Origin of the sequence: Pseudomonas sp. G5(2012) (assembly GCF_000408945.1) — a bacterium.
Classification (GTDB): domain Bacteria; phylum Pseudomonadota; class Gammaproteobacteria; order Pseudomonadales; family Pseudomonadaceae; genus Aquipseudomonas; species Aquipseudomonas umsongensis.
Genome location: NZ_APIO01000021.1, coordinates 1 through 20,204 on the forward strand (window position 1 = coordinate 1; position 20,204 = coordinate 20,204).

The following is a 20,204-nucleotide window of genomic DNA, read 5'->3' on the forward strand; positions in this document are numbered from 1 at the left end:
TGCTCGCGAAAAACGTCCAGGCAACGCGGGTATCCAGACACCCCGCGTCACCGTTAAAGACCATCGCGAGCAGGCTCGCTCCTACAAAGGTCCGTGTGGAACCTGTAGGAGCGAGCCTGCTCGCGAAAAACGTCCAGACAACGCGGGTATCCAGACACCCCGCGTTTCAGCGTGGCGGCTGCTGACTTCTCAGGAAATCCTGCACCAGGTTCGATCGGTCAAATGACTTGGCCGCCTGCACGGGCGGGTACTCGGCCAGGGTCTTCAAATGGCTGCCGATCAGTTCCCCCATGGGTGCGGCAATCCAGGCGGACTTCTGAACCATGTGGCCGTAGGAGTCGTTGCTGTCGTAGCTCTCGAACGGATCGCTGCGCAGGTTGAACATCAGCGGGGCAAACAACGGTTTTATCGGGGCGTAGTAGTCTTCTTTGGTCGAGAAGTGCAGCTTCCATGGGCCCATGCGCACGGCGGTCAGTTTGCTTTCGATGTAATAGAGCAGGCTGGTGCGTGCGCTGGCGGGTGACTTGCCGGTCCAATAGTCGATGTTGTTGATGCCGTCGATGTACTGCTTCTTCTCGGTTTTCATGCGCTCGACCACATCCGGCACGCCCGCTGCCGCGGCGAGGGTGGTGAACATGTCCTGGTGCGCCTGGATGCCATTCTTGATCTGCCCTGGCTTGATGACACCCGGCCAGCGCAACATCGACGGTACGCGCACGCCGCCTTCATACGTGGTCATTTTCTCGCCACGGAAGGGGGTCGTGGCGCCATGTGGCCAGGAAGCGTGTTCAGGGCCGTTGTCGGTGGAATACCAGACGATGGTGTTCTGATCCAGGCCGTTCTCCTTCAGGAAATCCAGCAACAAACCGATGTCGTGGTCGTGCTGCATCATGCCGCTACCTTGGGTGTCGTCCTCGTGGGTGTATTGGGCAGCAGCGTGTTTCCATTTATCGTTGAGATGGGTGTAGATGTGCATTCTTGTGGTGTTGACCCATACGAAAAATGGCTTGTCGTCGCTCTTCGCCTTGCGCATGAAGTCCATCGCATGAGGGATCAGTTCTGCGCCATCGAAGTCTTCCATTCGCTTGGTCGTTAGTGGTCCGGTGTCTTCGATGACCTGTTTGCCAACCAACCCGAAACGAGGGTCTGTCGTCGTATCGTCCTTGTCCGTGGCGAAGCTGTGCAGCACGCCGCGGGTGGCGAATTTTTTGGCGTAGGCCTGCGGTCCACCCGGATAGTCCTTGGCAAAATTCTGGTAATCGGCGTACTCACTCTGTTCCTCGGTATTGAGGTGGTACAGGTTGCCGAAAAACTCGTCGAAACCATGCACCGTTGGCAAGTTGGGGTTGTTGTCGCCCAAGTGGTTCTTGCCAAACTGACCGGTGCGGTAACCCACCTGTTTCAATACCTCGGCCAGGCTCGGTGAAGCAGCCTGCAGGCCGAGCTTGTCGCCCGGCTGCCCCACGGTGGTCATGCCGGAGCGAATCGGGTACTGGCCGGTGATGAACGCCGCTCGGCCGGCAGTGCAGGAAGGTTGTCCGTAGTGATCGGTAAAGCGAATGCCCTCCATGCCGATCTGGTCGATATTCGGCGTGGTGTAGCCCATGGTGCCCATGCCATAGGCACTCACGTTCTGCCAGCCAATGTCGTCGCCCCAGATGACCAGGATATTGGGCTTGGTCGTCTGGGCCTGTGCCATCGGCGCGGCGAGCATGGCGCAAGCCATGCCTGCCATGGCCAGCCGCTTGATGCTTTCGATCATGAAGTGTCTCCTCATTGTCAAAGTGAATGCCAGGTCAGGGTGAGTCAGGCGAGCAACGTCTCGACCAACTGAGCCCGCAGCTCCGGTTTGCCCGCGTACGGGTCGGGTGGATTGCGCTGCTCGACGATCGCATCGAAGCGCTCGCGCACGGAGCCCATGGCGTGGGGATGCGAGTAGATATAGAAGTTGCGCTGGCGGACAGCCTCGAAGGTCAGGTGGGCGATCTGCTGGGCACTGACCTTGGCCGCGGCAGTAGCCTTCTGGTTCTGCGCCAGAGCCGCCGCCTGGGAGCGTGTCGGTGCGCCGGCATTGGCCAGATCGTTCGGGCGATTCCGAGCGGACAAGCTGATACCGGTGGGTACGAAGTAGGGGCACAGCACCGAGCAGTGCACCTGACAGGAAACCAGCGCGAGGTCGTGGTACAGCGTCTCGCTGAGCGACACCACCGCCTGTTTGGTGAGGTTGTAGGCGCCCAGCGTCGGCGCGTTGAGCAGCCCGGCCATCGAGGCGGTATTGATGATGTGCCCTTCGTAGTCCGGGTCATGCGCAGCGGCCGCCAGCATCAGCGGTGTGAAGATGCGCACCCCGTGGATCACGCTGCGCACGTTGACACCCAGAACCCAGTCCCAGTCCTTTTCACTGTTCTCCCACACAAGGCCGCCGGCGAGCACGCCGGCGTTGTTGAACAGCAGGTGTACGGCGCCGAACTCCGCCACTGCGGCATCGGCCAGAGCCTGGACTTGCGTGGCCTGCGAGACGTCGGTTCGCAGACCGATGACCGAGGCGCCGCGGGCGCGCAGTTCGGCGACCGTGGCCTCGAGCGCGTCAGCCTGGATATCGGCCAGCACCAGCTTTATGCCAAGCCCTGCACTCATCTCGGCGAAAGCCTTGCCGAAACCGGATGCGGCGCCGGTAATCACCGCTACGCGACCCTCGAAGTTCTTCATGACGCCACCGCCAGGGTCTCGAGCGCATGGCGCAGCGCTGCCGGCAGCGGCACCGGCCGGCGCGTCACGCGATCGACGTAGACGTGGACGAAGTGGCCCTGCGCCGAAGCCTCGGTGTTGTCGTTGGCAAACAGACCGACTTCATAGCGCACGCTTGAAGTGCCCAGGCTTGCCACGCGCAGGCCGGCGCGCACCAGGTCGGGGAAGGCGATGGACGAGAAGTAGCTGCAATGGGTGTCGACCACCAGACCGACTACAGGGCATTGCTCGAAGTCGAGCAGGTTCTGCTCCAGCAGCCAGCCGTTGACCACGGTGTCGAACCAGCTGTAGTAGATGACGTTGTTGACGTGACCGTAGACGTCGTTGTCCATCCAGCGTGTGGTGATGTCGCGCAGGTAACGATAGTCGCCGCGCTCATGCGGTAGGGGTTTGTTCATGACTTCAAGCCTCCTGCTTCATGCGGCGCACGCGAATATCCGCCTGCTCTTTGTGGCCGGACATCTGTTCATAGCCACACAGCCGCGAGCAGTACTCGCCAATCATCACGCTGGCCTCGTCGGTCAGCACGCGTTGGTAGGTGTGGGTCTTGATGAACTTGCCCACCCACAATCCTCCGGTGTAGCGACCCGCGCCCATCGTCGGCAGTGTGTGGTTGGTGCCGATGACCTTGTCGCCATAGCTCACATTGGTGCGGTGGCCAAGGAACAGGGCGCCGTAACGGGTCATGCGATCGTGATACCAGTCCGGATCCTTGGTCATTACCTGCACATGCTCGGAGCACAAACGCTCGGCGACTTCCAGGGCTTCTTCGTCGGTGTCGCATAGATGGATCTCACCGAAGTCGTTCCAGGCCACGCTAGCGACCGGCGCGGTGTCCAGGCGCGACAGTACCCGGTCGATAGCAGCAGGCAGCTCTTCGGCGATTTTCTTGCTGGTGGTAACGCAATAAGTGGGGGAGGTCGGGCCGTGTTCGGCCTGGCCCAGCAAGTCGACGGCGACCAGTTCGGCGTCCACGGTGTCATCACAGATCACCATGGTTTCGGTAGGGCCGGCGAACAGGTCGATACCGACGCGGCCGAACAGCTGGCGCTTGGCCTCGGCCACATAAGCGTTGCCGGGGCCAACGATCATGTCGACGCCGACGATGCTCTGTGTACCGATCGCCATCGCAGCCACTGCCTGCACGCCGCCAAGGCAGTAGATCTCGTCTGCACCGGCCAAGTGCATCGCCGCAACGATTTCAGGGCACGGCTTGCCTTCGAACGGCGGTGCACTGGCGATCACGCGCTTGACGCCGGCCACCTTGGCGGTGAGTACGCTCATGTGCGCGCTGGCGATCAATGGGTACTTGCCGCCGGGGATATAGCAGCCGACCGAGTTGACCGGAATATTGCGATGGCCGAGTACGACGCCGGGCAAGGTTTCGACCTCGACATCGTGCATCGAATCCTTCTGAATCTGGGCGAAGCGGCGAATCTGATTCTGGGCGAACCGGATGTCGTCGAGCGTCTGCCGGGGCAGACTGGCAATGCAGGCGTCGATCTGTTCCTGGGTCAGACGCATGCTTTGCGGCGCCCAGTTGTCGAATTTCTCGGAGTACTCGCGCACCGCTGCATCACCGCGCTGCTCGATGTCGGCGAGGATGCCTTCTACGGTGGCGCGCACCTGGGCTTGATTGCTGGCTTTCGCCTGGGCCGATTGACCCTTTTTGAGTTGTTGAATCACCGGTTATTTCCTCTGGATTGTTTTTGCTTTTGTGAGCTGGGTGTAGAGGTGACGCTACGCGGAGGCGCGCTGTACCAGATGTCCCGGCACCTCGTGGAGCGCCTGGTTGGCGCCGTTGCCAGGGCGACCCTGGCCCAGCAAGCCGAGGGCGCATTCGATCATTTGGCCCAGGGGCTGGTGCACCGTGGTCAGTGAGTTTTCGGGCCAGGCGGCGGCGCGGATGTCGTCGAAGCCGACCACCGCGACATCCTCGGGTACGCGCAGGTGGGTGTTCATCCGCAGGTAACTCAGTACGCCGAGGGCCATCACGTCGTTGGCGCAGAACACCGCGTCGATAGCAGGTTGGCCGACACTGAACAGTCGGGCCGCCGCCTCGCGTGCGCCTTCATAGGTGTATCCACCCTCAACGCAGGCCACCAGGCGTTGACCCTGCGCGGCCAGGCCTCGCTCGAAGCCGCGCAAGCGGTCAGCCGTGGTGGAGATGCCCGGATCGCCGGACACAAAGGCGCAGGCCTGGCGGCGTTGTCCCACCAGATAGTCGGCCACCTCGGCGGCCATGCGCTCGTTATCGCAGCACACCGACCAGACGGTCACGTCCTCGACGCGGCGGTTCATGAACACCAGGCCGACACCCTGGCGTGCGCACAGGTCGGCCATGTGCGAAGACAACTTCGCGGCGGTCACCACGATCCCATCGACCTGATACTGCAGCAGTTGCGGCAGCAGTTCGTCCGCATCGCCCCCCGGTGGCACCACGAACAGCAGCAGTTGTCGGCCCGCCTGGCGCAGTTGCAGCGAAAGCTCCTCAACCAAAGCCGGATAGAAGGGGTTGGCCATATCGCCGACCACCAGCGCAACGATGCCTGTCTTGCGCTGGTTCAAGGAGCGGGCGATGGCATTGGGTCGATAGCCCAGTTCATCGGCCATGGCGAGGATGCGCACGCGTAGCTTGGTCGAGATACGCGATTGCGCATCGAAGGCGCGAGTGACCGTGGAGGTGGCGACCCCGATGCGTTGCGCAAGGTCCTTGGCGGATACCCGTACGACGGTCGCGCGGTTTGTTGCAGCGCAGCAATCGCCGGCAGTGCTGTCGTGCTTCATGTCGTTTGGTCCGGTCGCGTCTCAGTCTTGTGCAAACGTGTGCACTCATGGCCCCGATGCTATCGGTGCCGCATTGGTGTGGGCTCCCCCCAAAGAGAGGGGGGCGACCGGCTCGCCATGCACATAGCCTGTGTGAAATGGCGAAAAGCAGTGGACGAGATCCACACTGAAGGAGTCGATATGCGCAGTTCGGACATGGCCGCTCCAGGCCTGGATACCAATGACGACATTGTGCTCAAACTGCCCGCCAGGCCACGCAAGCAGCCCAGGCAGGCACGTTCGGTGGCCTTGGTCGAAGCCTTGAAAACAGCCGGGCGGGACGTCCTCGAACGGGAAGGGCGCGACGCGCTGTCGATCTATCGTCTTTCCGATTATTCCGGGGTGGCGATCAGTTCCATCTACGAATACTTCCCTACGATGGAATCGCTGATCGCCGCCATTTTCGAGGATTACCGCGCTGATACCCGCCAGCAAATCATCCTCGAGATCCATGCACTGCCTGCATCGGCGACGCTGTATGACGGCATCGAATTGGTGTTGCGCACCGGCCTTGCAGCCTTGCATCGCTGGGAGCAGATCGACTCGCAATTGAGCATCAAGGCCGCCTACTACGCCGAACTGGTGCGGCTGGACATCGTCAAGCCGGAGCGTTTCTGGATCTCGAAGGTCATGCCAGCCCTGGTACAACGCTTCTGCAACGAGGTTCGGGTACGTGATCGCGAGAAGGCAGGCTTCCTTGCCTATCAGGCGGTCACCGCGTTGCCCCGGGCGTTGCTGATCGAAAAACCGGATTACCTGCTTGAAGAGGACACCGTTCGCATGCTGGCGCGCATGCTTCATGCCTTGCTGACGACGGCGGATGAACAGTGACCCGCCAACGCAGGCAGGCTCGCTTGGTGCAACTGAAGCGGGCCTACCCGCTTCGAGGGGGCAGAAGGAGCGTAAGTCGTCCTAAGGTGGCGTAAAGGCGTTCATCGCTAGAGCTCATCTTTTTGGAGGTAATTGAATGATCCCGCGCACTCTCTTCGATCATGAACATGAAGCGTTTCGCGATAGCGTAAAACGTTTTCTCGCGCAGCAATGCACGCCGTTCCATGAACAGTGGGAAGAGGATCATCGGGTTCCCCGGCAGATCTGGGAGCGCGCCGGTGAGCTGGGCATGCTCAACGCCACGACCCCCCAGGCCTATGGCGGCCTGGGTTTGGACCGGCGCTTTTCGATGATCGCCGTCGAGGAAGTGGCCCGCGCCGGGCTTTCCGGCTTGAATGGCTTCAATGTGCACGACATCTGCGCCGGCTACCTGATCAACTTCGGCACCGAAGAGCAGAAACAGCAATGGCTACCGAAAATGGCCAGCGGCGAAGTCATCTCTGCCGTGGCCATGACCGAACCCGATACCGGCTCCGATCTGCAAGCGGTCAAGACCCGCGCCGTGCTCGATGGGGATGACTACGTGATCAACGGTGCCAAGACGTTCATTTCCAATGGCACCAACAGCGACCTTATCGTGGTGATCGCCAAGACCGGTAATACCGGCAAAGGCTCGCGGGACATCTCGCTGATCCTGGTGGAGGCGGACCGGGTCGGCGTCACCAAGTCCAAACCGCTGCGCAAGGTCGGCCTGCATGCCCAGGACACCACCATGCTGTTCTTCCAGGACGTGCGAGTGCCCAAGGACAACATCCTGGGGGGCGAGCCTGGCCAGGGGTTCTACCAATTGATGAAGGAGCTGGCCTGGGAGCGCCTGAGCATTGGTATCCTGGCCATTGCGGCAAGCCAGGCGGTGCTCGAGCAGACCATTGACTACACGCGCGAGCGCAAGGCATTCGGTACGCCGATCATCGAATTCCAGAATTCGCGCTTCAAGCTGGCGGACCTCAAGACCGAAATCGTCATCGGCCAGACCTACATCGATCGCTGCATGGAGCTCATCCTGCAAAACGAACTGAGCCCGCAGGCAGCGGCGGCGGCCAAGCTTTGGTGCACCGAACTGTATTCCAAGGTAGTGGATCAGTGCGTGCAGCTGCATGGCGGTAACGGCTATATGCTGGAGTACCCGGTTGCCCGTCATTACCTGGACAGCCGCGTCAACCGCATCTACGGTGGAGCCAACGACATCATGCGCGAACTGGTAGCGCGAACCCTCTGAATTGGCCTCACGTCTACCTGGCCTCTTGTAGGAGCGAGCATGCTCGCGATGGACGTCAACGATGACGCGTGCTGCCTGAATGATTGCGTTGTTCAAGCGTCCATCGCGAGCATGCTCGCTCCTACAGGGTAGCCCCCCTCGATTGTGGGGGGTGGGCTGTCTGTTTTCCCCGCCACAATCCTGCGCGCAACCATGACACGCGCTGTCTTTTAGCGGTGTTCGGGTAAATAATCCGACAATCGCCAGAAATGTGGCCATACCTCGCCGATTCGTATCGAACAGCCTCACGCTGCTTCGACGGATCTGGGGATCGGAGACCAGGCAGGACATGCATACCGACAAGCTGCTCGTATCGACCAAATTCGCGCCACCGCGCATTGGTACCCAGACCATCCTGCGCGAGCGCCTGCTCGAGGATCTGCGCGGCATGACGCAATGCCGCGTGGGCCTGGTGACCGGCAGCCCAGGTTTCGGCAAGACCACGCTGCTGGCCCAATGGCGGCAGGTGATGATGCGCTCCGGAGCGGAGGTGGCCTGGCTGGCATTGAGCGCCGATGACAAGCACGTGCCGATTTTCTTCGCTTATCTACGTGGCGCGTTGCAGCGACTGGGCATCGTCCTCGACAGCGGTGTGCCGTTGGAGGGCGCGCGGCCGGAGTTCATCGACGAGGTGGTGGCGACCATCGTCGAAGGTGCTGCCAGTATCAACAAAGAGTTGTTCCTGGTGATCGATGACTACCAACACGTCAGCGACCCGCGCTCGCACCAGCTCATGCAAAAACTGCTGGATCACAGCCCCGAGAACCTGCACTTCGTCATCTCGTCCCGGGTGGGTCCACCGTTGAGTTTCAGTCGGCTGCGCCTGAGCGGACAGTTACTGGAGCTCGATTGCGCCACCTTGCCATTCGATCTGGCCGAGTCCCGCGCTTTTCTCGAACAGAGCCTGGCGGCCTTGAAGCTCAGCCCGGAAGAATTCCATCAGATCCACGAGCTCACCAGTGGTTGGCCAGCCACGTTGCAGCTGGTGATCATCCTGTTGCGCAGCGACCCGCAATCGCGCGGTGCCTTGCGCGAAATGGGCTGGCGTTCCGACGACCTGCAGAGCTACCTGGCCGAAGACGTCATGGCCCATCTGCCGCCCGAGTTGGCGCAGTTCATGGAAAGCGTCAGTATCTGCCGGCGCTTCAACGCCTCCCTGGCGCAAGCGATTACCGGCGTCAACTCGGCGCAAGCCATGCTCAAGCGGCTGGACGAAGAAAACCTGCTGATCTTTCGCGTCGAAGCCGATGACCGTCAGCCGTGGTACCGCTTTCATGCGCTGTTCGGCGATTTCCTGGCCACGCGGCTCGCCCGTCGTGACAGCGCAGCCCTGATCGAACTGCATAATCGGGCCGCCCGCTGGTTCGCCGAGCGCAAGCTGCTGGCCGAGGCCGTACGCCATGCCACCTTGGCAGGTGACCTGGACTTCGCTGCACAACTGATCGAACGGGCAGCCCCGGCGACCTGGAGCCTGAGTCAGCTAAGCCCGCTGCTACGCCTGCTCGATCGCTTGCCGCAGGACATCCTGTTTTCCCGACCGCGCCTGTTCTTTCTCGGTTGCCTGGCCTATGCACTCACGGCCCGCCCGGCCAAGGCCGAGGTCTGGCTGGAACAGTTCCATCGCAGTGGTGCGGCGCAACACGCTGACGTTGCCTATCGACTGCCGCTGGTGCAGGCGGCCATCGAAGTGCAGCGTGATCGCACTGAGCCCATCATTGGTTTGCTCGAGGATTTCCAGGCGTTGCCGGATGACTATTCCGTAACGCGTTTCGGCGCGCCGGCGCTGCTGACCATCGCTTACCTGGCGGCCGGACGCATCGAGGAAGCGCTGCAATGCCTGGATGACAACCCCATCCCCGAAGCCGAGCGCAATGGCGAGATGGCGTTGGTGGCCGAAGGGGCCCGGACCCTTTGTTACCTGCAGGCCGGCCAGATGCGCGAGGCTGAGCGGATCGGTTCGGCACAACTGGCCCGTGCGGTGTCAGTGCACGGCCACCGTGCCGCCAGTGCCTATCTGGGGGCCGCCACGCTGGCCGAGGTCTACCGCGAGGTGGACCGTACCGATGAAGCGCGGGAAATCCTCGCCAACCGTAATGGCCTGCTGCAATGGGCCATGCCCGACACCATGCTGCGGGCGACGATTTGCCGGGCACGCCTGGACCTGCTCCAGGACAGCGCCGCCGTGGCCATGGCATTTCTGGAACGCCAGGAACGACACTTTCGCACCATCAACCAGGACCGAGCCCTGGCGCACTGCCTGGCCGAGCAGGCCCGCATCGCGTTGCTGGAAAACGACAAGACACTGGCCGCCGACAGGGTAGCCAAACTACAGGTACTGGCCGATAAACACCGCGACTCCCCGGGCTTCCAGGCAGACATCCCGGCAATTGCCGCGCTGGCGCAAGCGCGTCTGCTGCTGGCCACCAACTACCCGGACAAGGCGCTCGCAGCCCTGGCTATCCTGGGCACCTACGCGACGAAGTTCAGCCGCGGGCAATTGCAGGTCACCGGCCAGTTGCTCGAAGCGTGCGCGAAAAGCGACCTGCTGCAGCCCGAACAGGCGCAAGCGCGCTTGCTGGAAGCCGTGTCCCTGGGCCGGCGCCTGGGACTGGTGCGCACCTTCCTCGACGAAGGCGAAGTGTTGCGCAAAATGCTCGTGGCACTGTCGAGCAAGCCGCTGGCCAGTGAGGATGAGATTTACTTGAGAGCGCTGCTTGAGCGCTTCGGTCCTGGAAACGTCGGTCGCTCCAGCGAGTCTTCGGCCAATGGCGCGTCTTCAATGCTCACGCCGCGGGAGCTGGCCATCCTCGAATTGATCAGCCAGGCGATGGCCAACAAGCGCGTGGCCCTGACGTTAAACATCTCGCTGGAAACAGTGAAGTGGAACCTGAAGAACATCTACGCCAAACTGGGCGTTTCGAGTCGTTATGATGCAGTGTCATGGGCGCGCAAGAATGGGTTGATTGAGTAGCAGGGGGTTGCCAGGCTGAAAATCTACAGGTCAATGCACCTTCTTGCGCAGTTGTTGGACTTTTCCTACATCTCAATCGGCGCCAACCACTGTAGGAGCTGCCGAAGGCCGCGATCTTTTGAAAATCACCGCGAACCGGGTGCTGGATCAGATAGATCCGTCTCAATAGCTGTAGCTGTTGTCCAACCTGACACTCCACTTGTGGCGAGGGGATTCATCCCCGTTGGGTCGCGAAGCGGCCCCAAAAGAGGGCCTGCTGCGCAGTCCAACGGGGATGAATCCACTCACCACAAAGTACTCAGTGCTGCTGGATCCCAAGCGCAAAACACCAGCGCGGCAAAGGAGGGGTGCGTTGCGTGGACGCGCCGATGACTTCCCCCGCTGGCGTTTTGCGAGGGCAGTCTATACTCGGGATCGATTTTGGTAGCCAACCCTGTTGGAGGGGGTAACTGCTTTTTCCGAGTATCAAACCAAAAAGGTCGCCGCATCACTCATGGCCAATAAACTCACTGCAAAGACTGCCATCGTCACCGGGGCGGCCCAAGGGATTGGCGCCGCGATCGTGCGACTCTTCGCGCAAGAGGATTGCTTTGTCTACGTCACGGATATCAACGATGAGCTCGGCAGCGCCGTTGCAGATTCACTCGGCGATCGCGCCAGCTATCTGCGCCTCGATGTGCGGCGCGAAGAAGATTGGCAGCGAGTGACCACGCAAATCCTCAAGGAGCGCGGCAGACTGGACGTGCTGGTGAACAATGCAGGTATCACCGGATTTGAGCACGGTGCCGTGGCGCATGACCCGGAGCATGCGCGCCTGGAGGACTGGCACGCCGTGCATCGGACCAATCTCGATGGTGTATTCCTGGGTTGCAAGTACGCCATTCGTGCCATGCGGCCTCACGGAACAGGCTCCATTATCAACATCTCCTCCCGGTCAGGCCTGGTTGGCATTCCGGGCGCCGCGGCCTATGCGTCGTCCAAGGGCGCAGTGCGTAACCACACCAAGACGGTGGCGCTGTACTGCGCCGAGCAAGGGCTCAGAATCCGGTGCAACTCGATTCATCCCGCGGCCATCCTCACGCCCATGTGGGAGCCCATGTTGGGCACCGGCGAGGATCGTCACGAACGCATGGCTGCACTGGTTCGAGACACTCCACTGCGAAGGTTCGGGATGCCCGAAGAGGTGGCGGCGCTGGCGCTGCTACTTGCCTCTGATGAAGCGACGTACATGACCGGCAGTGAGCTCAACATCGACGGCGGCCTCCTGGCAGGCACCGCCGCGACGCCCAGCGTAGTGGACGACAGCGACGCGGTGCAAAACTGATCGCTATCGATCCATCCCGTTCGCTCACCGCGGAAAAATGCCACCAGCACATTGCGTTACTGCCGGGCCTGGCCGCAGTTCGGTGAAGAAACTGCGGCGGCCGATCAATCAGGCATCGGGGAGCAGGCCTTTCTTTTTAGCCACATGCGTCGCCAGTGCGTCCATCAAGTCCGGAGACAGGCAGTCGTAGGGCTCCAGGCCGATCGAGCGCAGGCGCTCACGGATAGCAGGCATTTGCGCAGGCGGTGTGCCGGTTTCGATGATCGAGGACACGAAAGCGGCGAAGCCCGGCGCGGCCCATCCTTTCTGTGGGGAGAGTTCGGTGTGGACGAAGTCGAGGCCGTAAAACGCGTGGTCCTTGTTCTCGATGCGTCCGAAAAGATGGGCGTGACACTGCTTGCAGGCGTGGCGTTGGATGGTAGCGGTCTCATCGACAATCGCCAGTTTTTCGCCGTGGGCAGTCACGCTAACCTTATCCCGGGGGACGACGGCAATGACGGCGAATATCGCGCCTTGCGGTTTCCAGCATTTACTGCAGCCGCACGCGTGGTTATGCAGGGTTTGTGCATCGATCCGGACCTCGACCTTATCGGTCGCACACAGGCATTGCAGGGTGCCACCGGTGAAGTTCGCGGCGGCGGGTTGGATACCGTTGTCCAGTGCAGGGTGAAGTTTCAAGGTGGCCATGCGGGCTCCTCCTGTTCAGGTTGCCCCCAGGTAAATGCCCCCAGATAAAGAATAGCGCGCCGTGTGTTTTTCGAATGCGCGAATCCCCCCCTCCCCGAGGGGGCGTATCGGCGAAACCTGCTCCTATGATCGATCCAGAGCCCCTTCAAAGGTGGCCGACCGACGACCGAAGGAGAGAACCACCGATGATACCCCGTACCCTGTTTGACCATGAGCACGAGGAGTTTCGCAGCAGCGTGCGGCGCTTCCTGGCTGAGGAATGTGCACCCTGCCTCGAACAGTGGGAAACAGACCATCGGGTCCCGCGGTACATCTGGGAGCGGGCTGGCGCGCTGGGCATGCTTAATGCCACCACTCCCGAAGCCTATGGCGGACTGGGGCTGGATCGGCGTTTCTCGATGATCGCCACCGAGGAAATCTACCGCGCGGGCCAGGCATCGGGGCTGATCGGTTTCGGCGTGCATGACATTGTCGCCGGTTACCTGGTGAATTTCGGCAGCGAACAGCAAAAGCACACCTGGCTGCCGAAAATGGCGGCAGGCCAGGCCATTGGCGCGGTGGCGATGACCGAGCCGGATACCGGCTCCGACCTGCAAGCGGTCAAGACCCGCGCTGTGCTGGACGGTGATGAGTACGTCATCAACGGCGCCAAGACGTTCATATCCAACGGCAGCAACTGCGACCTGGTGGTCGTCGTCGCCAAGACCGGTAATACCGGCAAGGGCGCCCAGGACATCTCACTGATCCTGGTCGAAGCCGACCGCGCAGGCTTCAGTCGGTCCCAGCCCTTGCGCAAGGTCGGCCTGCACGCCCAGGACACCACCATGCTGTTCTTCGACAACGTCCGGGTGCCCAGGGAAAACCTGCTGGGTGGCGTGGCCGGGCAGGGCTTCATCCAGTTGATGAAGGAGTTGGCCTGGGAACGGCTGTCCATCGCCATCAGCAGCGTTGCCGGCGCCGACGCGGTGCTCGACAGCACGCTGGACTACACCAAGGGCCGCAGCGTATTCGGCAAGCCCATCTTCGCCTTCCAGAACACCCGCTTCAAATTGGCCGACTTGAAGATGCAATTGGCGGTGTCGCAGAACTACGTCGACCGCTGCATGGAGCAAAGCCTGGCGCGCACCCTCAGCCCCGAAGCGGCGGCCTCGGCCAAATTGTGGTGCTCGGACCTCTACACCAAGGTCGTGGACGAATGCGTCCAGTTGCATGGCGGTAACGGCTACATGCTCGAGTACCCGGTCGCCCGTCACTACCTCGATCACCGCGTCCTGCGCATTGCCGGCGGCGCCAACGACATCATGAAAGATCTGGTCGGGCGCACGCTCTGATCAGGGTTGCAGAGGATTACCCATGGAATACCTGATACCCCGTAGCTTGTTCAGCACTGAGCACGATGAGTTTCGACGCGCCTGCCGCCGCTTCATGGAGCAGCAGGTCAACCCGTTCCATGCCCAGTGGGAGAAAGACAAGTGCGTACCCCGCGAGGTCTGGCGCAAGGCTGGCGAGATGGGAATGCTCTTGCCTTCGATGCCAGAGGAATATGGCGGGCCCGGCGCCGATCGCCTGTTCGACATGGTCTTTGCCGAAGAATTCATGCGTGCCGGCGCTTCCGGCCTGATTGGTTTCGGTGTGCACGGCCTGGTGGCCAACTACATCCTCAACTACGGCACCGAGGCGCAGAAGCAGGCCTGGTTGCCGAAAATGATCGCGGGTACAGCCGTGGGCGCCATCGCCATGACCGAACCCAACACCGGTTCGGACCTGCAGGCGGTGCGCACGCGCGCCAGGGCCGAAGGTGACGAGTTAATCATCAACGGCTCCAAGACGTTCATTTCCAATGGCGCGTCCTGCGATCTGGCGTTGGTGGTCTGCAAGACCGGCGAAAGTGGCAAGGGCGCCCAGGACATCTCGCTGATCATCGTCGAGAAAGAGCGTGAAGGCTTCAGCCGATCGCAGCCGCTGGAAAAGATCGGCCTGCACGCCCAGGACACCAGCATGCTGTTCTTCGACGATTGCCGCGTGCCGGCCGAAAACGTGCTCGGCGGCGTGCAAGGGCAGGGCTTCTACCAGCTCATGCATGACCTGGCGTGGGAACGGATCATCGGCGCCGTCGGTTTTCAGGCCCAGGCCGAGGCGGCACTGGATCACACCATCGAATACACCCGTACGCGCATGGTCTTCGGCAAGCCGGTGCTGGACTTCCAGAACTCGCGTTTCACCCTGGCGCAACTCAAGACCGAAATACAGATCGGCCGCTCATGGATCGACAGCTGCATGGCCTTGCTGCTGCGCGACGAACTGACAGCCGAAGTGGCCGCGGTAGCCAAGTACTGGACCGCGGAGCTCAGCAGCCGTGTGGTCGATGCGTGCCTGCAACTGCATGGCGGCAATGGCTACATGACCGAATACCCGATTGCCAGGTTGTACCTCGACACCCGTGGCAACCGGATCTGGGGTGGCACCAACGAAATCATGAAAGAAATCATCGCTCGCACGTTGTGAGCGCGATCATAGGAGAGCAAACGTGTCTCAAGAAATTCGCTTTGACGGCAAAGTTGCCATCGTCACCGGCGCCGGCAACGGCCTGGGACGCGCCCACGCCTTGCTGCTGGGTTCGCGGGGTGCCAGGGTCGTGGTCAATGACCTGGGCGTCAGCACCGAAGGCCTGGGCAGTTCAAGCGCGGCGGCCGATGAAGTAATTGCGCAGATCCGCGCCATGGGTGGCGAGGCTGTCGCCGACTACCACTCGGTGACCGAGGGCGAGAAAATCGTCGCCACCGCGCTCGAGGTGTTTGGCACGGTCGATATCCTGATCAACAACGCCGGCGTCCTGCGCGACAGTTCGTTCCACAAGATGACCGAAGAGCAGTGGGACCTGATCCAGGAAGTGCACGTCAAGGGCGCCTTCCGCCTGACCCACGCCGTGTGGCCGATCATGCGTGAAAAAGGCTACGGGCGCATCATCATGACCGCATCCGGCGCCGGCATCTTCGGTAATTTCGGCCAGTGCAACTATTCCACCGCCAAGTCGGGCTTGATCGGTTTCGCCAACTCGTTGGCCATCGAGGGCGCGAGCAAGAACATCCGGGTCAACACCATTGCCCCGGTCGCCGCTTCACGCATGGTGATCGCCAGCGGGCTGTTCCCCCAGGAGCTGCACGACAAAGTCAAAGTCGAAGACTGCGCGCCGCTGGTGGGTTGGCTGTGCAGCGAGGAGTGCACAGACACCGGCGGCCTGTTCGAGGTCGGTGGCGGCTTCCATGCGAAATACCGTTGGGAGCGTTCCCACGGCCGGTTCCTGCACACCAATACCCTGAGCCCGGAACTGGTTCGCGATAACTGGACGCGCATCACTCATTTCGATGAGCGCAGCGTTCATCACACCGACGGCGCCGATGGACTCAAAGAGCTGTTTACACGCATGGAGTCGCCTGCCAAGGGTGGCAATGCTTTCGTTGATATGGAAGTGGCAGCCAACGCTGTCTCCCACCTCGAAACCGAGTACGACCAGAACGATGCCGCGCTCTATGCCCTGGCCGTAGGCGCTGCCAAAGACCCGTTGGACCGCGATGAGTTGAAGTACGTCAACGAGTTCCTCGGTGATGAATTCCGTGTACTGCCGACCATGGCCGTGTTGCCGGCGACCGAAGTGTTCCTGCGTGCCGCCAAGTCCGGCGAGCCACAGCTGGAAGGCCTGAACGTGCCATTCGCCAAAGGCCTGCATGGCGAACAATACACCGTGATGTATCGTCCCTTGCCCCCTAAAGCCAAGCTCAAGCACAGCATGCGCTTGAAGTCGGCGATCGACAAAGGCAAGAGCACCGTCACCATCCTGGCCATCGAGACCACCGACGAGCACGGCACGCCGCTGTTCTACAACGAAGTGACGGGCTTCTACCCTGGCGTGCCGGGTGCTGGGCTGCAACGTGTGCCCAGCGAAGAGATCAACGTAGCGCCAGATCGTGAACCCGATGCGGTGCTGGCGGACCAGACCGAAGTCAACCAGGCGCTGCTGTATCGCCTGTGCGGGGACTGGAACCCGATGCACATCGATCCGGACTATGCCGCCAAGGCCGGCTACGAGAAACCGTTCCTGCATGGCCTGTGCACCTTCGGCTACCTCGGTCGCCATGTGATCAAGGCGTTCTGCGGTAACGATTCGCGTCTGTTCAAGAGCGTGCGCGCGCGCTTCGCCGCCATCGTGATGCCCGGCGACACCTTGGAAACCCGTATGTGGCGTGAGTCGCCGACGCGCATCATCGTCGAGATGCGTGCGGTCGAGCGTGACGTTGTCGTATTGAAAAATGGTGCGGTCGAATTGTTCGAGTCCGTACCGGCCTGATTGCCTGGCCACCTGCCGCTTACATGAACGGTAAGCGGCAGTTTTTCTATTTCAGGAGAGCACGATGCAACGTTGCGTCAATGTGATTGGCGTAGGTATGTCGCCCTTCAGTCCAGCCGCGCTGGCTCCCGATGCGCACGTACGGATCGGCACTACGATAGGACAGGCGCTTACCGACGCCGGTTTGTCCGCAAGCAATATTGCGGCGGTCCATGCCGTTACAGGCGCGATGGATGGTGTGACCTTGCAGCGTGCTCTGCAAACAGCAGGGCTTGCGCAAGTCCCGCTCTTTCACTTTGCACCGAACGACGCTGATGGCAGCGCGTTGTTTGCACGCGCTTGCCAGGCCATCCTCCTCGGGCAGGCGGAAAGCATTCTGGTGCTGGGTATCGAGGGCGCGCCTGCGCCAACCCTCGGGCTTGAACGGCTTGGCGCCGTGGCTCAGGAGTACATGGCGCGTTATCTGGCTCGACGAGAAACCTTCGCCATGATCGCCGTCAAGGCGCGCCAGCATGCCGCGCTCAATCCACTGGTCGCGTTCAATAGCCTTCTGACGCTCGATCGTGTATTGCAGGCGCAGATGATCGCCGATCCACTAACCCATCCGCAGGTGGCCTGGGCCAGCTCAGGTGTAGCAGCGGTTTTGTTGTGTTCCAGTGAATTTGCCAGGCGCCACGGCAACGGCGCGCTGGTTCAAGTCGTAGCCCAGGCCTGTGTAACCCCACAGCAAGTGAACGATCAGGGGGCGACCTTCGCCGGTGTCGACTATGAGGTCAACGTGGCCGCCGCTCGTGAGTTGTATGAGCAAGCGGGCAGGGGGCCGCAGGAGGTTGATGTTTGCGAACTGCACGACCTCAGCACGGTCAGCGAGTTGTTACTCTACGAAGCGCTGGGTTTCTGTGCCGAAGGCTACGGTGAGAAACTGGTCGAAGACGGCGACAATACCTACGGCGGCAACCTGGTCATCAATCCTTCCGGTGGCTTGCTGACCTTGGGGCAAGCCTCGGCGGCGAGCGCCCTGGCGCAATGTATAGAGCTTGTGCACCAACTGCGTGGCAGCGCCGGCCGACGCCAGGTAGCCGATGCGCAACTGGCGCTGCAGCATCAGACGGGTGACGACGGCACGGTGACCACTACGCTTTTTCAGCGCGGGTAAGGTGCCGCGACGGGTTACGAAAAGAATAATTCAAATGGGTGGGACACCTCCCTTCAAATGCAGGATCTGTCATGAACAACAATAATAAGCACCCGACACTGTTGCATCGCTTCCTTCATTGGGAGCACAGCACGCCAGATGCCATCTACCTGACCCAGCCCTTGCCCGATGGCGGCGTGCAAGACTACAGCTGGCGTGAAGTGGGCGACCAGGCGCGGCGCATGGCTGCTCACCTGCAGAGCCTGGACTTGCCGGCGAAGTCTTCCATTGGCATCTACGGCAAGAACACCGCCCACTGGATCATCGCCGACCTGGCGATCTGGATGGCCGGGCATGTCAGCGTCCCGCTGTACACCACTGCCAATAGCGACACGGTGCGTTACGTGGTGGAACATGCTGAAGTTCGGCTGCTTTTCGTCGGACGCCTTGAGGGCGAAGTGGCGGGCTGGAACGCCGTTTGTGCTTCGATTCCGCCCGATTTGCCATTGATCGATTTGCCTATGTCCAGCTGCGGCAAGGGTGAACCCTGGGATCAGATCATCGCCCGTACCGCGCCCCTGCAAGCGGTGGTCGAAGCCGTGCCAGGCGAACTTGCCACCATCATTTACACCTCGGGCAGCACCGGCGCTCCCAAAGGTGTGATGCACAGCTTCGGCGCCATGTACGCCGCACCGGCGGTGACCGGTTGCATGTATGCCAACGGCAAGGGCACGAGCAACAATGATCGGCTATTGTCCTACCTGCCATTGGCCCATACCGCCGAACGGGCGGTGGTGGAAGCGGTGTCGCTGTACAGCGGCTGCCGGGTGTTCTTCAACCTGGGCCTGGAAACCTTCAGTGATGACCTGCGCCGAGCGCGCCCGACGATTTTCCTGTCCATGCCCAGGTTGTGGGGCAAGTTCTATCAGGGCATCAACGAGCGGATCGATCCTGCCAGACAGGCCGCCGTCTTCGCCGATCCGGTGGAAGGCAAGCTGATGAAGGTGCAGATTCTCTCGGCCCTTGGGCTTGACCAGGTGCATACCGGCCTGTCCGGCTCCGCGCCGCTGCCGGTCAAGGTGATGGAGTGGTACCGTGAGTTGGGACTTGAGCTGCTGGAAGGCTATGGCATGTCGGAGAACTTCGGCACCTCGCACTTCAGCCTGCCGGGCCAGGTGCGTGTTGGTTACGTTGGGGCGGCGATCCCGGGTGTCGAATGTCGTATCGGTGACAATAACGAAATCCTGGTGAAAAGCCCGGCGCAGATGCTGGGCTATTACAAGCAACCCGATCTGACCGCCCAGAGCTACACCAGCGACGGTCTGTTCTGCACAGGTGACCGTGGCGAACTGGATGAGCAAGGGCGCCTGCGTATCACCGGACGGGTCAAGGAGTTGTTCAAGACCGCCAAGGGCAAGTACGTCGCGCCTGTCCCTATCGAAGCCAAACTGGGCAATCATCCGCGTGTCGAGGCGTCGTGTGTCACTGGGGTTGGCCTGGCGCAGCCGCTGGCCTTGCTCAATGTTTCACCTGATACCCGCGCCGCACTCGCCACCGCCGAAGGTCGCGACAAGGTTGCCACTGAGCTCGAGGTTTTCCTGGCTGAGGTCAACGCCCTGTTCGAGGCGCATGAGCAATTGGGCGCCCTGGTGGTGGTGGCCGAACCCTGGACCGTCACCAATGCGCTGCTGACACCGACCCTGAAGATCCGCCGTAGTCTGATCGAGGAGCGCTATCAGGACCAGATCGAAGCCTGGGACGCCAGCCGCTGCAAGGTTGTTTTTGAGTAAAGCCCCGCTGCCACTTAAGTAAGCCGACTTTTGGGTCGGCTTTTTTATTGCTCGTTCCACGCGGAGCATTGGAACGATCCAATACCCGCGCTGCGTAACATCGGCCAGTTTGCCGCGCACATGATCGTTCCCACGCTCCGCGTGGGAATGCATCCCGTGACGCTCCGCGTCACCCTTGCGCAAGGCTCACGTCATGCGTGGTCAGCGGAACGCGGAGCGTCCCTGGCGG

General features: G+C 61.4%; 15 protein-coding genes. 9 read left to right on the plus strand and 6 right to left on the minus strand.

Features of this window, described 5'->3' with window-relative positions; translation table 11 throughout:
* Positions 1-166 precede the first annotated feature (166 nt).
* Genes PG5_RS06930 through PG5_RS06950 form a run of 5 tightly spaced genes read right to left on the minus strand, consistent with a single transcriptional unit; the run spans position 167 to position 5,535 of the window.
* A complete protein-coding gene (locus tag PG5_RS06930; RefSeq protein WP_020796394.1) occupies positions 167-1,762 on the minus strand; it encodes an arylsulfatase in 1,596 nt (531 codons plus the stop codon).
* 44 nt (positions 1,763-1,806) lie between these two features.
* Positions 1,807-2,709: an SDR family oxidoreductase gene (locus tag PG5_RS06935; RefSeq protein WP_020796395.1), complete on the minus strand. Its 903-nt coding sequence runs from the start codon at positions 2,707-2,709 to the stop codon at positions 1,807-1,809.
* Complete coding sequence (locus PG5_RS06940; protein WP_020796396.1) at positions 2,706-3,146, minus strand: thioesterase family protein; 441 nt, start codon at positions 3,144-3,146, stop codon at positions 2,706-2,708. Before PG5_RS06940 ends, PG5_RS06935 begins: the two co-directional genes overlap by 4 nt.
* A 4-nt stretch (positions 3,147-3,150) precedes the next feature.
* Positions 3,151-4,434: a histidinol dehydrogenase gene (gene hisD, locus PG5_RS06945; protein WP_020796397.1), complete on the minus strand. Its 1,284-nt coding sequence runs from the start codon at positions 4,432-4,434 to the stop codon at positions 3,151-3,153.
* A gap of 54 nt (positions 4,435-4,488) precedes the next feature.
* Positions 4,489-5,535 carry a LacI family DNA-binding transcriptional regulator gene (locus tag PG5_RS06950; protein WP_020796398.1) on the minus strand — a complete coding sequence of 349 codons (1,047 nt, stop codon included), beginning with the start codon at positions 5,533-5,535 and terminating at the stop codon, positions 4,489-4,491.
* A 180-nt stretch (positions 5,536-5,715) separates the two neighbouring features.
* On the opposite strand from PG5_RS06950, the gene PG5_RS06955 reads away from it, so the two are divergent.
* From PG5_RS06955 to PG5_RS06970, 4 genes are all read left to right on the plus strand, one after another.
* Positions 5,716-6,405 carry a TetR/AcrR family transcriptional regulator gene (locus PG5_RS06955; protein ID WP_020796399.1) on the plus strand — a complete coding sequence of 230 codons (690 nt, stop codon included), beginning with the start codon at positions 5,716-5,718 and terminating at the stop codon, positions 6,403-6,405.
* Between the two features lie 136 nt (positions 6,406-6,541).
* Positions 6,542-7,684, plus strand: coding sequence for an acyl-CoA dehydrogenase family protein (locus PG5_RS06960; RefSeq protein ID WP_020796400.1), 1,143 nt, complete (start codon positions 6,542-6,544; stop codon positions 7,682-7,684).
* A gap of 328 nt (positions 7,685-8,012) precedes the next feature.
* Complete coding sequence (locus PG5_RS06965; protein WP_020796401.1) at positions 8,013-10,694, plus strand: LuxR C-terminal-related transcriptional regulator; 2,682 nt, start codon at positions 8,013-8,015, stop codon at positions 10,692-10,694.
* Positions 10,695-11,187: 493 nt separating this feature from the next.
* Positions 11,188-12,018: an SDR family oxidoreductase gene (locus tag PG5_RS06970; protein ID WP_020796402.1), complete on the plus strand. Its 831-nt coding sequence runs from the start codon at positions 11,188-11,190 to the stop codon at positions 12,016-12,018.
* 108 nt (positions 12,019-12,126) lie between these two features.
* On the opposite strand, the gene gfa is transcribed toward PG5_RS06970, so the two are convergent.
* Positions 12,127-12,705 (minus strand): S-(hydroxymethyl)glutathione synthase, encoded by a 579-nt coding sequence (gene gfa, locus PG5_RS06975; protein ID WP_020796403.1) that lies wholly within the window; start codon positions 12,703-12,705, stop codon positions 12,127-12,129.
* A gap of 185 nt (positions 12,706-12,890) precedes the next feature.
* Between gfa and PG5_RS06980 the strand changes: the two genes are divergently transcribed.
* From PG5_RS06980 to PG5_RS07000, 5 genes are all read left to right on the plus strand, one after another.
* A complete protein-coding gene (locus tag PG5_RS06980; RefSeq protein WP_020796404.1) occupies positions 12,891-14,036 on the plus strand; it encodes an acyl-CoA dehydrogenase family protein in 1,146 nt (381 codons plus the stop codon).
* 31 nt (positions 14,037-14,067) lie between these two features.
* Positions 14,068-15,210, plus strand: coding sequence for an acyl-CoA dehydrogenase family protein (locus tag PG5_RS06985; RefSeq protein ID WP_231989923.1), 1,143 nt, complete (start codon positions 14,068-14,070; stop codon positions 15,208-15,210).
* Positions 15,211-15,232: 22 nt separating this feature from the next.
* Complete coding sequence (locus PG5_RS06990) at positions 15,233-17,050, plus strand: SDR family oxidoreductase (RefSeq protein WP_020796406.1); 1,818 nt, start codon at positions 15,233-15,235, stop codon at positions 17,048-17,050.
* A 64-nt stretch (positions 17,051-17,114) separates the two neighbouring features.
* Entirely contained in the window at positions 17,115-18,206 is a 1,092-nt protein-coding gene (locus PG5_RS06995) for a hypothetical protein (RefSeq protein WP_020796407.1), read from the plus strand.
* Between the two features lie 71 nt (positions 18,207-18,277).
* Positions 18,278-19,975, plus strand: coding sequence for an AMP-binding protein (locus tag PG5_RS07000; RefSeq protein WP_020796408.1), 1,698 nt, complete (start codon positions 18,278-18,280; stop codon positions 19,973-19,975).
* Positions 19,976-20,204 lie beyond the last annotated feature (229 nt).

Coding starts and splice junctions, on each gene's coding strand:
- PG5_RS06930 (WP_020796394.1), bottom strand. CDS start 1,762: ATGATCGAAAGCATCAAGCGGCTGGCCATGGCAGGCATGGCTTGCGCC.
- gfa (WP_020796403.1), bottom strand. CDS start 12,705: ATGGCCACCTTGAAACTTCACCCTGCACTGGACAACGGTATCCAACCC.
- PG5_RS06965 (WP_020796401.1), top strand. CDS start 8,013: ATGCATACCGACAAGCTGCTCGTATCGACCAAATTCGCGCCACCGCGC.
- PG5_RS06960 (WP_020796400.1), top strand. CDS start 6,542: ATGATCCCGCGCACTCTCTTCGATCATGAACATGAAGCGTTTCGCGAT.
- PG5_RS06935 (WP_020796395.1), bottom strand. CDS start 2,709: ATGAAGAACTTCGAGGGTCGCGTAGCGGTGATTACCGGCGCCGCATCC.
- PG5_RS06970 (WP_020796402.1), top strand. CDS start 11,188: ATGGCCAATAAACTCACTGCAAAGACTGCCATCGTCACCGGGGCGGCC.
- PG5_RS06995 (WP_020796407.1), top strand. CDS start 17,115: ATGCAACGTTGCGTCAATGTGATTGGCGTAGGTATGTCGCCCTTCAGT.
- PG5_RS06950 (WP_020796398.1), bottom strand. CDS start 5,535: ATGAAGCACGACAGCACTGCCGGCGATTGCTGCGCTGCAACAAACCGC.
- PG5_RS07000 (WP_020796408.1), top strand. CDS start 18,278: ATGAACAACAATAATAAGCACCCGACACTGTTGCATCGCTTCCTTCAT.
- PG5_RS06955 (WP_020796399.1), top strand. CDS start 5,716: ATGCGCAGTTCGGACATGGCCGCTCCAGGCCTGGATACCAATGACGAC.
- PG5_RS06980 (WP_020796404.1), top strand. CDS start 12,891: ATGATACCCCGTACCCTGTTTGACCATGAGCACGAGGAGTTTCGCAGC.
- PG5_RS06940 (WP_020796396.1), bottom strand. CDS start 3,146: ATGAACAAACCCCTACCGCATGAGCGCGGCGACTATCGTTACCTGCGC.